This is a genomic window from Pseudonocardia kunmingensis, from assembly GCF_006716445.1.
Classification (GTDB): domain Bacteria; phylum Actinomycetota; class Actinomycetes; order Mycobacteriales; family Pseudonocardiaceae; genus Pseudonocardia; species Pseudonocardia kunmingensis.
Window position 1 is genome coordinate 666,751 of the sequence record NZ_VFPA01000004.1, and the last position, 13,300, is coordinate 680,050.

Below are 13,300 nucleotides of genomic sequence, written 5' to 3' on the forward strand. Positions count from 1 at the left end.
CGTTATTCATGTCACCGACCAGGAGGACGGATGTTCGTGTCCACCCTCGCCGCGAGCGAAGTAACGCTCGCGGGGAGCGACTACGTCATCGTCGGCGTGGTCGCGGTGGTCGCGCTCGCTGCCCTGGCCATCGGCTTCGTCCTGCTCCGGGAGGTTCTCGCTGCCGGCGAGGGCACCTCCAAGATGCAGGAGATCGGCCGAGCGGTCCAGGAAGGCGCCGCGGCGTACCTCAACCGCCAGTTCCGCACGCTCGGCGTCTTCGTCGTCATCGTGTTCGTACTGCTCTTCGCGCTCCCCGGCGACATCGGCGAGCGCGTCGGGCGTTCCATCTTCTTCATCATCGGCGCCGTGTTCTCCGCGACGATCGGTTACCTCGGGATGTGGCTGGCCACGCGCGCCAACATCCGGGTCGCCGCCGCGTCCCGGGAGCCCGGCGGCCGGGAGAAGGCCACCCGGATCGCCTTCCGCACCGGCGGTGTCGTCGGCATGTTCACCGTCGGCCTCGGCCTGTTCGGTGCCGCGGTCGTGGTGCTCGTCTACACCGGGCAGGCCCCGAAGGTCCTCGAGGGCTTCGGTTTCGGCGCCGCGCTGCTGGCGATGTTCATGCGTGTCGGCGGCGGCATCTTCACGAAGGCCGCCGACGTCGGCGCCGACCTCGTCGGCAAGGTCGAGCAGGGCATCCCCGAGGACGACCCGCGCAACGCGGCCACCATCGCCGACAACGTCGGCGACAACGTCGGCGACTGCGCAGGCATGGCCGCCGACCTGTTCGAGTCCTACGCGGTCACCCTCGTCGCGGCCCTCATCCTGGGCACGGCGGCGTTCGGCCAGCAGGGCCTGCTCTTCCCGCTCATCGTGCCGGCCATCGGCGTGCTCACGGCCGTCGTCGGCGTCTACATCACGCGGGCCCGCGAGGGCGAGGGCGGCCTCAAGGCCATCAACCGCAGCTTCTACATCTCGGCGCTCATCTCGGCCGTGCTGTGCGTGATCGCCGCGTTCGTGTACCTGCCCTCGAGCTTCGACGCGCTGAACGGGCCCACCGACACCACCGTCGTGGACGCCATGGGCGGGGCCGACCCGCGGCTGCTCGCCTCGGCCGCCGTGATCATCGGCATCGTGCTCGCCGGCGTGATCCTGTGGCTCACCGGCTACTTCACCGGCACCGAGGACAAGCCCGTCAAGACGGTCGGCGAGTCCTCGCTCACCGGCGCGGCCACGGTGATCCTGGCCGGCATCTCGATCGGCTTCGAGTCGGCCGTGTACACCGCGCTCGTGATCAGCGCCGCGGTGTTCGGCGCGTTCGCGCTGGCCACCGGCTCGATCACGGTGGCGCTGTTCGCGGTGGCGCTGGCCGGGACCGGCCTGCTCACCACGGTCGGCGTCATCGTCGCGATGGACACGTTCGGGCCGGTCTCGGACAACGCCCAGGGCATCGCGGAGATGTCCGGCGACGTCGAGGGCGCCGGGGTCGACATCCTCACCGAGCTCGACGCGGTGGGCAACACGACCAAGGCGATCACCAAGGGCATCGCCATCGCCACGGCCGTGCTCGCCGCCACCGCGCTGTTCGGCTCCTACCGCGACGCGATCAACCAGGCGCTGGCCGAGGCGGGCGGCACGCTCGCCGACGCGGGCACCGCCTTCGCGTTCGAGGTGTTCGCGCCGAACACGCTGGTCGGCGTCATCATCGGCGCCTCCGTGGTGTTCATGTTCTCGGGTCTGGCGATCAACGCCGTCACCCGGGCCGCGGGCGCGATCGTGTTCGAGGTGCGCCGGCAGTTCCGGGACGAGCCCGGGATCATGGAGGGCACCGTCCGGCCGAACTACGCCAACGTGGTGGACATCTGCACGCGCGACTCGCTGCGCGAGCTGGCCACCCCCGGCCTGCTGGCCATCTTCGCCCCGATCGCCGTCGGCTTCGGCCTCGGCGTCGGGCCGCTCGCCGGTTACCTGGCGGGGGCCATCGCCACCGGCACGCTGATGGCGATCTTCCTGGCCAACTCCGGTGGTGCGTGGGACAACGCGAAGAAGCTGGTGGAGGACGGCAACCACGGGGGCAAGGGCTCGCCCGCCCACGAGGCCACCGTCATCGGCGACACGGTCGGCGACCCGTTCAAGGACACCGCGGGCCCGGCGATCAACCCGCTGATCAAGGTGATGAACCTGGTCTCGGTGCTGATCGCCCCGGCCATCGTGACGTTCTCGGTGGGCGACTCGGCATCGACGCCGATCCGCATCGCGATCGCACTGGTCGCGGCCGCCATCATCGTCGCGGCCGTCGTCGTGTCCAAGCGGCGCTCCACCACGATCGCCGACACCCCCGCGGAGAGCACGGTCGGCTGACGCCGCCCCACTTCTCCGCTCCGGAGGCCGTCCACCCGTACGGGTGGGCGGCCTCCGTCGTTAGAAGGGCAGACACCGCACAAGGGCAGCCACCACAGCCCGCCGGGAGGACCGATGAGGACCCGCAGGTTCAGCTGCACGCTCGCCGTGCTCGCCGCGCTCGCCGCCGGATGCGGTGACGCCGCGGCGAGCGAGGACACCGTCGCCTGGACGAACGGCGTGTGCGGCGCACTGGCCGGATTCACCCGAGCCGCCTCGAGCGGGCCCCAGGTCGACCCGGCGGACCCCGTCGCGTCGGTGCAGGGGGTGCACAGCTACCTCGGCTCGACCTCCGAGGAGGTGCGGCGCTCCCTCTCGGCCCTGGACGCGGTCGGCCCGTCGCCCGTCGAGGGCGGCGACCAGTACGTCGCCCGCCTGCAGGAGGCGCTGCGGAGCATCCGCTCCGGCTTCGAGTCGGCCCGGACGCAGCTCGCCGCCGTCGACACCTCCAGCCCCGAGGCGCTCGCCACGGCGTTCCCGGCCGCGGTCGCGCCGTTGCAGGAGCTGCGGGGCCTGCCCGACCCCACCGAGGGCCTCCGCGAGAACGAGGAGCTCCGCACGGCCGCCGAACAGGCGCCTGCCTGCCGTGAGCTGCGCGGAACGGGTACGCCGAGCGGCTGACGGCACCACTGGACCGGTGACGCACCGCTGCCGCCGCTACGGCGGGCGGGTGAGGGTCGGTGCGAGGCCGATCGGCCGGACGGGCACACTGTTCGCGACCACGTCCCCAGCGCCGGGAGCAGACGCATGCCCCGTTCCACCCCGTCCGCCCTCCTCCTCTCGGCCGTCGCGGCCATGGCGTTCGGTACCGGCTGCACGACCACGGTCTCCGGCGCACCGTCCGCCGACGGCGTCGCACCGGCCGCGCAGGGCTCCGGCGACGCGGTGGCCTGGGTCGACCAGGTCTGCGGCTCGCTGCTGCCGTTCGTCCGGACGGCGGCGACGCCGCCGGAGCCGTCCGCGGCACCGGACCCCGCCTCGCTCGTCGAGGACATCACGGGCTACCTCGGTGATGCGGAGGACGCCGCCGGCTCGGCCGTTCAGGGCATGGACGCCGCGGGCCCGTCGCCGGTGGCGGGCGGGGACGACGTCGTCGAGCGGCTCGACGAGACGCTCACGAGGCTGCAGGAGACCTTCCGCGACGCCCGCACGCGGATCGAGGGAGTCGACGTGAACGACCGCCAGGCCCTGCTCAGCGAGGTGCCGGCCGCCGTCGCGTCGCTGGAGGAGCTCGCGAACATGCCGAACCCGATGGCCGACCTGCAGGCCAGCCCCGAGCTCGACCGCGCGGGACGGGAGGCGGCCAACTGCCGGCAGATCGAGCGCGAGTTCGGAGGCTGACGGCATGACCCGCTCCCTGCGCGGCTCCGCCCTGGCCGGTGCGCTCCTCGCCGCCGTCCTGGCCACCGCGGGCTGCACGACCACGCTCGAGGGCGCTCCCGTGGCGGACTCGGCTCCCGCCCCGGCCGAGGGTCCGGGAAGCGACCCCGTCGCCTGGGCCGGCCGCGTCTGCGACGCCGTGCTGAGCTTCGCGACCCCCGCCACGTCGGCGCCCGACTTCGCGGCCTCGGCCGACCTGCCGTCCGTCCAGCGCGAGTTCAGCAACTACCTGGGCGGCGTCGTCACCGGCGTGCAGCAGGGCAGGGCGCAGCTCGCCGAGGTCGGCAGGGCTCCCGAACCCGCGGGTGACGACGCCGTGAGCCGCGCGGCGGCGGAGCTGGCGGCTCTCGAGGACGACCTCACCGAGGTCAAGGGCACCGTGGACGGGATGGACGCCGCGGATCCGGAGGCCTTCATGACGACGCTGACCCGGGCGGAGTCGGCGCTGACCGGGCTCACGGCGCCGAACCCGGTCGGCGAGCTCGGCGCCGCGCCGCGCCTGCAGCGGGCGGCCGAGCGCGCCGAGCCGTGCCGTCAGCTGTCCGCGCTGGGGACGCCGGCTCCGCGGTAGCGGTTCCGGCGGCGCTGGAGGCGGGGCGCTCCTACCGCCGCGCCCGCTCGGCCGCGGGGACGCCGAGCCGGGTGCCGTAGTCATCGCCCCACTGCCGCAGCCGGTCGAGCACCGGGGCGAGGCTGCGCCCGAGGTCGCTGAGCCGGTACTCGACCTTCGGCGGGACCTCCGCGTAGACGGTGCGGCAGATGACCTCGTCGGCCTCGAGCTCACGGAGCTGGCGGGTGAGCATCCGCGCCGTGACCCCGGGCAGGGCCCGTTGCAGCTCGCCGAACCGGTGCACGCCCGTGCCGAGGTGCTCCAGGATGACGAGCTTCCACTTGCCGCCCACGACCTCCATCGCGAGCTCGACGGGGCAGCGCTGCGCGGCGCGTTCGACCGTGTCGCGCATCGTGGTCTCCTCATCAGGTGTGCGGGCCACGCCGAGCCTATCCGGCGGCGAGGGCGATCGCCTCGATCTCGATCTTCCAGTCGGGCCGGGCGAGCGCCGGGGTCTGCGCGATGGTGTCGGCCGGGTAGGGACGGGTGAAGTACTCGCGGCGCAGGGCGACGACCTGGTCGATCACCGCCATGTCGGTGACCAGGATCGTCACCTTGACGACGTGCTCCAGGCCGGAGCCCGCGGCGCGCAGTACGCGGTCGAGGTTGGCGAACGCCTGGCGGGCCTGCGTGTCGAAGTCCTCGCCGACCGTGGCGCCGTGCTCGTCGATCCCGGCCTGCCCGGAGACGAAGACGAAGTCGCCTGCCCGGATCGCCTGCGAGATCGCGTAGGGCTCGTACCAGTCGGGGTCGGTGCTGACCTGCCGGCGGGTGAGGGTGTCGGTCATGGCGCCAGCGTGCGGCCGCCGCGTGCACGACGACAAGTACGGTCTTCTTCGCTCCTTACTACACCTGCGTACAGCGAGCAGGTCAGGCCGACGCGCCGCGAGCGGGCATTCCGCAGATCGAACGCGTGTTCTACTGTGTGTCCCGTGTCGCAGCTGTCGATGTTCTCCGCGGAGGTCAGCCCTCCACAGGTGAGCGATCTGGCGGGACTGCTCTGCGGACCGGGCCAGATCAGCCGGTTCGGGGCAGGGGACCAGGCACGGCTCTCGATCGTCCTCGACGATCCCGCGCGCGCCCCCGCGGTGGCGGCGGCGTGCGCGGCCACCGGGATCACCGTCAGCACGGTCCGCACGGAGACGGGCGCCACCGCGCTGCGCACCGCGTTCCGCTGCGACCTCGTCGGTCTCGCACGCGCCTGGACGCGGGGATCGGTGAAATCGGTGCCGGAGGGATGGCAACTGGACGGTCGCGCGTTACGCCTGTGGGCGCTCGCCGCGGGGCGCCCGGACGAACGGGGTGGGTACCTGCTGGCACTCGACCCGCACGCTCCCGACACGCACCTCGCTCTGGTCGCGGCCGCCACCCGGGCCGGCATCCCGCCGGCGCGGGTGGGGGGCGCGCTGCGCATCAGCGGAACGCGGCGGGTGCGCAGGCTCGTCGAGCTGGTGGGGCCGGTCCCACCGCGGGCCGACACGTCGGGCTGGCCGCGGTACTGGGGTCGAACGGCGTCTTGACGGGCTGGTTACGCTCGCGCGGCGCAGATCGGCAGCACGTCGATCGCATCCCGGATTCGCTGCCCGGTGTGACCAGCGCAACACAGCGGGTGGGTGTGCGAATGTGAGGGTTCCGGCGCGAGCCGGTTCCGCGGCCACGCATACTCGGTGTCCTGGCCCCGTGCAACCCGGCACGGACGGTCGGAGAGGACGGCTGGTGCGCGTGCCATGGTGGCACCGTGCCGAGATCGCCGTAGACGATGGAGTAGGACCAGGTGGCAACCGGAACGACGAGTGCGAAGCCCTCGACCGCGAACGGCGCGGGCAGCCGCAAGGCGGGCGGCGGCCGGGGTACCGGCACGTCCACCGCCGCCGCGAGCGGGCGACCGACGCGACGGCTGGTGATCGTCGAGTCCGGCACGAAGGCCAAGAAGATCCAGCAGTACCTCGGCCGCGACTACGTCGTGGAGGCCTCGGTCGGCCACATCCGCGACCTGCCGCGCGGGGCGGCCGACGTGCCGGCCAAGTACAAGGGCGAGTCGTGGGCGCGCCTCGGCGTCGACGTCGACAACCAGTTCGCGCCGCTCTACATCATCACGCCCGAGAAGAAGGGCAAGGTCGCCGAGCTCAAGGACGCGCTGAAGTCGGTCGACGAGATCCTGCTCGCCACCGACCCCGACCGTGAGGGCGAGGCCATCGCCTGGCACCTGCTCGACACGCTCAAGCCGAAGATCCCGGTGCGCCGGATGGTCTTCCACGAGATCAGCGAGCCCGCCATCCGCGCGGCCGTGGAGAACCTGCGCGACCTCGACCACGACCTGGTCGACGCCCAGGAGACGCGCCGCATCCTGGACCGGCTCTACGGCTACGAGGTCTCCCCCGTGCTGTGGAAGAAGGTCATGCCGAAGCTCTCGGCGGGCCGGGTGCAGTCGGTGGCCACGCGGATCGTCGTGCAGCGCGAGCGCGAGCGGATGGCGTTCGTCTCGGCGTCGTACTGGGACATCGCCGCCCAGATGGACGCCGGTGCCGACGCCTCGCCGCGCCAGTTCCCGGCGCGCCTGGTGGCCGTCGACGGCACGCGCGTGGCCACCGGCCGCGACTTCGGTCCCGACGGGCAGCTCAAGAGCAGCGGCCGCAAAGACGCCGCCCGCGCGCTGGACGAGGCGAGCGCCCGCCGGCTGGCGCAGGCGCTGCAGGGCCGCGACCTCGCCGTCGAGTCGGTCGAGTCGAAGCCCTACACGCGCAAGCCCTACCCACCGTTCATGACCTCCACGCTGCAGCAGGAGGCGGGCCGCAAGCTGCGGTTCTCCGCCGACCGCACGATGCGCAGCGCGCAGCGGCTCTACGAGAACGGCTACATCACCTACCTGCGCACCGACTCCACCACGCTGTCGGACGCGGCCATCCAGGCCGCCCGTACGCAGGCCCGCGAGCTGTACGGCGACGAGTACGTCTCGCCGCAGCCGCGCCAGTACACGCGCAAGGTCAAGAACGCGCAGGAGGCCCACGAGGCGATCCGGCCCGCGGGCGAGACGTTCCGCACGCCCGGCGAGATCGCGGGCGAGGTCGACGGTGACGACTTCCGGCTCTACGAGCTGATCTGGCAGCGCACGGTGGCCTCGCAGATGGCCGACGCGCGCGGCACCACCGTCAGCATCCGGATCGCCGGTACGGCCGCCACGGGCGAGGACGTCACCTTCGCCGCCTCGGGTCGCACGATCACGTTCGCCGGCTTCCTCAAGGCCTACGTGGAGACCCTCGACGAGGGCAGCGACGGCCAGGCCGACGACGCCGAGTCCCGGCTGCCGGAGCTCACGAAGGGGCAGGCGCTCACCGCGGCGGAGCTCACCCCGGAGGGGCACACCACCAACCCGCCGTCCCGCTACACCGAGCCGAGCCTGATCAAGGCGCTCGAGGACCTCGGCATCGGCCGCCCGTCCACGTACTCCTCGATCATCAAGACCATCCAGGACCGCGGCTACGTGTGGAAGAAGGGCCAGGCGCTGGTGCCGTCCTGGATCGCCTTCTCCGTGATCGGGCTGCTCGAGCACCACTTCGGGCGGCTGGTCGACTACGACTTCACCGCCGCCATGGAGGACGAGCTCGACGCGATCGCGCAGGGCAACCAGCAGCGCACCGACTGGCTGTCCGGCTTCTACTTCGGCGCCGAGCAGGGTGCGGAGGGCTCGGTGGCCCGCGCCGGCGGGCTGAAGAAGCTCGTGGGCGTCAACCTCGAGGAGATCGACGCCCGCGAGATCAACTCGGTGCCGGTCTTCGACGACGTCGTGGTCCGCGTCGGGCGCTACGGGCCGTACCTGGAGCGCATGCGCGACGGCCAGTCGCAGCGGGCCAACCTGCCCGACGACCTCCCGCCCGACGAGCTCACCCGGGAGGTCGCGGAGCAGCTGTTCTCGGTGCCGCAGGAGGGTCGCTCGCTGGGCGTCGACCCGGTCACCGGCCACGAGATCGTGGCGAAGGAGGGCCGCTACGGGCCCTACGTCACCGAGATCCTCCCGGAGCCGGAGCAGCCCGCCGCCACCAACGGCAGCGCGAAGAAGAAGGCCCCCGCGAAGCCGAAGCCGCGCACCGGCTCGCTGTTCAAGACGATGACCACCGACACGGTCACGCTCGAGGAGGCGCTGCGCCTGCTGTCGCTGCCGCGCCTGGTCGGCACCGACCCGGAGAGCGGCGAGGAGATCACCGCGCAGAACGGCCGCTACGGGCCGTACCTGAAGAAGGGCACCGACTCCCGGTCGCTCAGCAGCGAGGAGCAGCTGTTCAGCGTCACGCTCGACGAGGCGCTGGAGATCTACAAGCAGCCCAAGCAGCGCGGCAGGCGCACCGCCGCCGCCACCCCGCCGCTGCGCGAGCTGGGCAAGGACTCGGCCACCGGTCAGCCGATGGTGATCAAGGACGGCCGGTTCGGCCCGTACGTCACCGACGGCGAGACCAACGCGTCCCTGCGCCGGGGCGACGCCGTCGAGACGATCACCGACGAGCGGGCCAGCGAGCTGCTGGCCGAGCGCCGGGCCAAGGGCGGCACGACGAAGAAGAAGGCGCCCGCGCGCAAGAAGGCGCCCGCCAAGTAGGCCGTGAGTGGATACGAGTGCTCCGGCACTCGTATCCACTCACGACCGGTCACGGCACCAGCAGCGCCTTCACCGCAGCCGCCACCCGGCGGCCGTCGGCCCGGCCGGCAGCCGCCGCGGTGGCCTTCTTCATGACCTGCCCCATCTGGCGCTGCCCGGGGCGCTCGCCCAGCTCGGCCGCGGTCTGCTCGACGGCCTCGCGGGCGATCGCGTCCAGCTCGTCGTCGGACAGCTGCGCGGGCAGGTAGCGCGCCAGCACCTCACCCTCGGCCCGCTCCTGCGCCGCGAGCTCGTCGCGGCCCGCGTTCGCGAACGCCTCGGCCGACTCGGCGCGCTTCTTCGCCTCCCGGCGGATGATCGCGAGGACCTCGTCGTCGCTGAGCTCCCGCGCCTCGTCGCCGGCGACCTCGGCGGTGCCGACGGCCGTCAGCGTCATCCGCAGGGTGGCCTTCACCAGCTCGTCCTTGGCCTTCATCGCCGCGGTCAGGTCGGCCCGCAGCCGTTCCTTGAGGGTGCTCACGGGAGCGAACGCTAATGCACTCCCCCGCCGACGTACCCTGCAGTCGTGAAGAGCTGGGCCCGGCTCGCGCTCGGCGCGACCACGACGGGAGCCGCCACCGTCGCTTACGCCGCAGGGTTCGAACGCCGCCACTGGACGCTCCGCGAGGCCACGCTCCCGGTGCTGTCGGCCGGCGCGCGCCCGTTGCGCGTCCTGCACGTCTCCGACCTGCACCTGACGCCGCACCAGCGCAGCAAGCAGCGCTGGGTCGCCCGGCTCGCCGAGCTCGAGCCCGACCTGGTCGTCAACACGGGCGACAACCTCGCGCACCCGCGCGCCGTACCGGCCGTCATCGCCGCGCTCGGCCCCCTGCTCGAGCGGCCCGGCCTGTTCGTGTTCGGCAGCAACGACTACTTCGGGCCCACGCCCAAGAACCCGGCGCGCTACCTCGTGAAGAGCTCCCGGCGCCGCCACGGCGCGCCGCTGCCCTGGCGCGACCTGCGCGCCGCCCTCGTGGAGCGCGGCTGGCACGACGCCACGCACGCCCGCGTGGCCCTCTCCGTCGCCGGGGTCGACGTGGCCACCGCCGGCGTGGACGACCCGCACCTCGGGCTCGACCGGTACGACCGCGTGGCGGGACGCCCCGCGGGCGACCCGGGCCTGCGCCTGGGCCTCACCCACAGCCCCGAGCCGAGGGTGCTCGACCGCTTCGCCGGTGACGGCTACGACCTCGTGCTCGCCGGGCACACCCACGGCGGGCAGCTGCGCCTCCCCGGCGTGGGCGCCCTCGTCACGAACTGCGGCCTCGACCGCTCCCGAGCCCGCGGAGCGTCCCGCTGGGGCTCCCACACCTGGCTGCACGTCTCGGCGGGCCTGGGCACCTCCCCGTTCGCCCCGGTGCGCTTCGCCTGCCCGCCGGAGGCCAGCCTGCTCACCCTCGTACCCCGGCCGTCGGTCCCGACCACGGAGCGGACCACCCCCGCGTCGGCTCCGGCGGACGTCGGCTAGACTCGTCCCCGGCCCTCGGGCCATCGGGGTGTGGCGCAGCTTGGTAGCGCGCTTCGTTCGGGACGAAGAGGTCGCAGGTTCAAATCCTGTCACCCCGACAGACAGAAGGGCCAGGTCAGAAGACCTGGCCCTTCGTCATGTGTGGATCAAGTGCGGAGCCTGAGTGCTCCCCCCTGGGAGCATATGGCCCCCGAGTGCTCCCCCTGCGTCCTGAGCGCGCCGCTACGCGCCTGGCAGCTCCCGGACGGGTGCCAGGGCCGCCATGCCGAGAGCGCCGCCGACAGACGGCCTGATCTCCGAGTGCCGGTAGACCCTCAGGTACGTGTGCACGTCGGTGTGCCTGAGCACGTCGGCGACCTGGGGTGCTGGCAGGCCGTAGATGTACTCCAGGATCGTCGCGCACGAGTGCCGCAACTCATGCGGGTGGCGCTTCTCGGCATCCCCTACGCCTGCTTTCGCACAGAGCTTCTTGAAGCGGCGCCGCACAGCGGAAGGGTCCAACAGACCCCCTGTCTCGTTCGAGAACACGAGGTCAGTCCCGATCCCCGTACTCATCTGCCACTTGCGGTGTGCCCTCAGAGCGTCCAAGACGGGTTCCGGGATATCCATCCGGCTACGCGACTTCGCAGTCTTGGTAGGGCCGATCTTTAGCGTGTTCGTCTTCTGGTCACGGACCAACGATCCCGAGACGGTCAGGATGCCCCCATCGGACTTCTCATCGATGTCCGACCACCTGAGCGCGAAACACTCCCCCGGTCGCAATCCCATAAGGGCCATGACGTACCAAGCCGCTTCAAGCCGAGTCGCACGCCCTGAGCTTCCCGAGTGCTGCATTGCTTCCTGGTCTGCATCTGCCGCCGCACTGAGTAGCGCGGTCACCTCTTCCGGCTTGAATGCCTTAGACGGCCTACGTCCGCCATCCTCAGGCACCAACACATCATCGGCCACGTTCGCACGAACCTTGCCGCTTCGCTTCCCCCATTGGAGAGCGGTACGCAACACGCGGAGGATCTGCACAATCGATCGGTGCCCTAGCGGTCGGCCGTTTCCGCTTGGCTTGATCTTTCCTGACAGGAAGCCCTCAATGTCGTCTGCCGTTAGCTCACGGAGCTTCACCCCGGCAATCCCTGTCCGCTCATCCATGAGGTGAGCGAGAGCCCAGTCATAACCCGCCTTCGTGTTCCCCGTTCGAGCACGAGTCAACGGGTAGTCGCGTTGCTGCCACTCCTTCAAGAGATCCCCGAGGGTGTCTCTTGCCTTCGCAACGGCCCGGCCGTCTTCAAGGTCCCGCTTTGCCTCACGGAGCTTGCGCACGACTTCCTGACGCGTCTTGCCAGTGAACTTCCGTCGCGGTTGAGCCTTCCCGTCCTTCTTCGGAAGTGACAACAGACCGACGTACCTTGCGCGGGATTCTTCGTAGAAGATCGATCCCTCGCCGTAGTCCCTACGGACACGCGTTCCACCTTCGTTTGCCCTGGTCATCCCCTTGATCCCCTCCCGTGCGACCTCTTCTCATCGTACCGCTTAACAAGATCCATAGCACTATCCTTAGTTGAGTTCGTTGAGCCTCTGACCTGCGGAAACCTTCCGGCAACCCTTCGTGACTATCCTTTCGGGAATGCTAACCCTAATTGAATACTGGGAATACCAAAGAATTGACACGATCACCAGCCCTCCGCTAAGCTCAGGATAGCACGGCAGAGGTCACCCCTAAGCACTCTAAAGCATTTAGAGGAACATTTCATGACACCCAAGACGATCCCGGCCGATAAGCGCCAGTGGCTTTCTCGGCAAGACGTAGCCGATATGCTCGGAGTTCACGTCAACACGATTGACCGCTTACGCGCACAGCGAAAGCTGCGCTCATTCAAGGTCGGCGATCAGGTCCGATTTAAGCCTGAGTGGATCGATGACTACATCGAAAGCCACTCGCAGTAGGGAACAACGGCCCCCGGTAGCCCAATTGGCAGTAGGCAGCGGTCCTAAACACCGCAAAGTGTGGGTTCGAATCCCACTCGGGGCACGTCAGACAAAACGAAAGACCCTCTTTGTGTTCTCACAAGCCGACCAAAGCAGGTGAACGCAAAGAGGGCCCTTCGAAAGGGGAGAGCTTCAATTATGGTAAACACTCACAGGGGGTGTCTTTGTGCCCCCTGAGACTACCCATTTAAGCGGCGCACTTCAAGGCAAGCGACGCGTTGGCAGCTTTCACGTTCTGCTGTCCGTCGTCTTTCCAAAGACCGCTTCTGGCTACGTTTGCGTAGCCCGTCGTTCCGCCTCGGGTACCTTTCGGCCCGCTGCTTTCGCCTATCCTTTTAACGTCGCTAGCTTGCTTCGTTGGGTCGATCAATGTGCAGCAAGGGGTGACGTCTACTGGTCCCCTATGCTTTTCGCTTCCCGACGTCGGAACGGCATCCCGGCGAACGTCTCGCACGTGTCGTGCGTGTGGGCCGACCTGGACACGTGCTCTCCCACTGCCCTCGAACTGCCCCCTACGGCGGCCTGGGAGACGTCCTCGGGCCGCTGGCAGTGCGTCTATGCCCTCACCCACGCTGTGGCGCCTACAGCCGCTCTCAGCCTGTCCAATGCCCTTGCCCGCGCGTACGCGCACGAGGGCTGCGACAACTCGGGTGGTCTGGGGAAGCTCTTGCGCATCCCCAACTCGCTCAACTTCAAGTATGACCCTCCACAATCGGTTAGTGCCGTTCAATACACGGGTCCGGTTTACCCATCGAATGAGCTTGAAGGTTGGCTAGGGCTCTCGGGGCTGCAATTGGGCACAGCGGCCAAGGAGAATGGCCCAGAAGAGACACCGGAATCGTTTTGCGCACCC

The 13,300-nt window shown here is 70.2% G+C and carries 12 protein-coding genes and 2 tRNA genes; 10 read left to right on the forward strand and 4 right to left on the reverse strand.

Annotated features, from left to right (window positions below; all coding sequences use genetic code 11):
• The first annotated feature begins 30 nt into the window (after positions 1–30).
• The 4 genes from FB558_RS32970 to FB558_RS32985 all read left to right on the forward strand — a co-directional run bounded on the left by FB558_RS32970 (position 31) and on the right by FB558_RS32985 (position 4,333).
• Positions 31–2,343 (forward strand): sodium-translocating pyrophosphatase, encoded by a 2,313-nt coding sequence (locus tag FB558_RS32970; protein WP_142060282.1) that lies wholly within the window; start codon positions 31–33, stop codon positions 2,341–2,343.
• A gap of 114 nt (positions 2,344–2,457) precedes the next feature.
• Entirely contained in the window at positions 2,458–3,003 is a 546-nt protein-coding gene (locus FB558_RS32975; protein ID WP_142060284.1) for a hypothetical protein, read from the forward strand.
• A gap of 126 nt (positions 3,004–3,129) precedes the next feature.
• Positions 3,130–3,723 (forward strand): hypothetical protein, encoded by a 594-nt coding sequence (locus tag FB558_RS32980; protein ID WP_142060286.1) that lies wholly within the window; start codon positions 3,130–3,132, stop codon positions 3,721–3,723.
• A gap of 4 nt (positions 3,724–3,727) precedes the next feature.
• Entirely contained in the window at positions 3,728–4,333 is a 606-nt protein-coding gene (locus tag FB558_RS32985) for a hypothetical protein (RefSeq protein WP_142060288.1), read from the forward strand.
• A 31-nt stretch (positions 4,334–4,364) separates the two neighbouring features.
• On the opposite strand, the gene FB558_RS32990 is transcribed toward FB558_RS32985, so the two are convergent.
• Complete coding sequence (locus FB558_RS32990) at positions 4,365–4,724, reverse strand: winged helix-turn-helix transcriptional regulator (protein ID WP_142060290.1); 360 nt, start codon at positions 4,722–4,724, stop codon at positions 4,365–4,367.
• A gap of 37 nt (positions 4,725–4,761) precedes the next feature.
• On the reverse strand, positions 4,762–5,160 hold the full coding sequence (locus FB558_RS32995) for a RidA family protein (protein WP_142060292.1): 399 nt from the start codon (positions 5,158–5,160) through the stop codon (positions 4,762–4,764).
• Between the two features lie 144 nt (positions 5,161–5,304).
• Here FB558_RS32995 and FB558_RS33000 point away from each other — a divergent pair, with 144 nt between their 5' ends.
• Both FB558_RS33000 and topA read left to right on the forward strand, forming a co-directional pair.
• Positions 5,305–5,892, forward strand: coding sequence for a hypothetical protein (locus FB558_RS33000; protein ID WP_142060294.1), 588 nt, complete (start codon positions 5,305–5,307; stop codon positions 5,890–5,892).
• A gap of 254 nt (positions 5,893–6,146) precedes the next feature.
• Entirely contained in the window at positions 6,147–8,960 is a 2,814-nt protein-coding gene (gene topA, locus FB558_RS33005) for a type I DNA topoisomerase (RefSeq protein WP_142060296.1), read from the forward strand.
• A gap of 49 nt (positions 8,961–9,009) precedes the next feature.
• On the opposite strand, the gene FB558_RS33010 is transcribed toward topA, so the two are convergent.
• Entirely contained in the window at positions 9,010–9,480 is a 471-nt protein-coding gene (locus tag FB558_RS33010) for a GatB/YqeY domain-containing protein (RefSeq protein WP_142060298.1), read from the reverse strand.
• 45 nt (positions 9,481–9,525) lie between these two features.
• Between FB558_RS33010 and FB558_RS33015 the strand changes: the two genes are divergently transcribed.
• Both FB558_RS33015 and FB558_RS33020 read left to right on the forward strand, forming a co-directional pair.
• A complete protein-coding gene (locus FB558_RS33015; protein WP_142060300.1) occupies positions 9,526–10,467 on the forward strand; it encodes a metallophosphoesterase in 942 nt (313 codons plus the stop codon).
• Between the two features lie 24 nt (positions 10,468–10,491).
• Positions 10,492–10,565: transfer RNA gene (locus tag FB558_RS33020), tRNA-Pro, on the forward strand.
• Between the two features lie 124 nt (positions 10,566–10,689).
• Here the strand turns inward: FB558_RS33020 and FB558_RS33025 are convergent.
• Positions 10,690–11,949 (reverse strand): site-specific integrase, encoded by a 1,260-nt coding sequence (locus FB558_RS33025; RefSeq protein ID WP_142060301.1) that lies wholly within the window; start codon positions 11,947–11,949, stop codon positions 10,690–10,692.
• A gap of 261 nt (positions 11,950–12,210) precedes the next feature.
• On the opposite strand from FB558_RS33025, the gene FB558_RS33030 reads away from it, so the two are divergent.
• Both FB558_RS33030 and FB558_RS33035 read left to right on the forward strand, forming a co-directional pair.
• Positions 12,211–12,405 (forward strand): helix-turn-helix domain-containing protein, encoded by a 195-nt coding sequence (locus tag FB558_RS33030; RefSeq protein WP_142060303.1) that lies wholly within the window; start codon positions 12,211–12,213, stop codon positions 12,403–12,405.
• Positions 12,406–12,414: 9 nt separating this feature from the next.
• A tRNA-Leu gene (locus tag FB558_RS33035) sits at positions 12,415–12,490 on the forward strand.
• Positions 12,491–13,300: the final 810 nt, after the last annotated feature.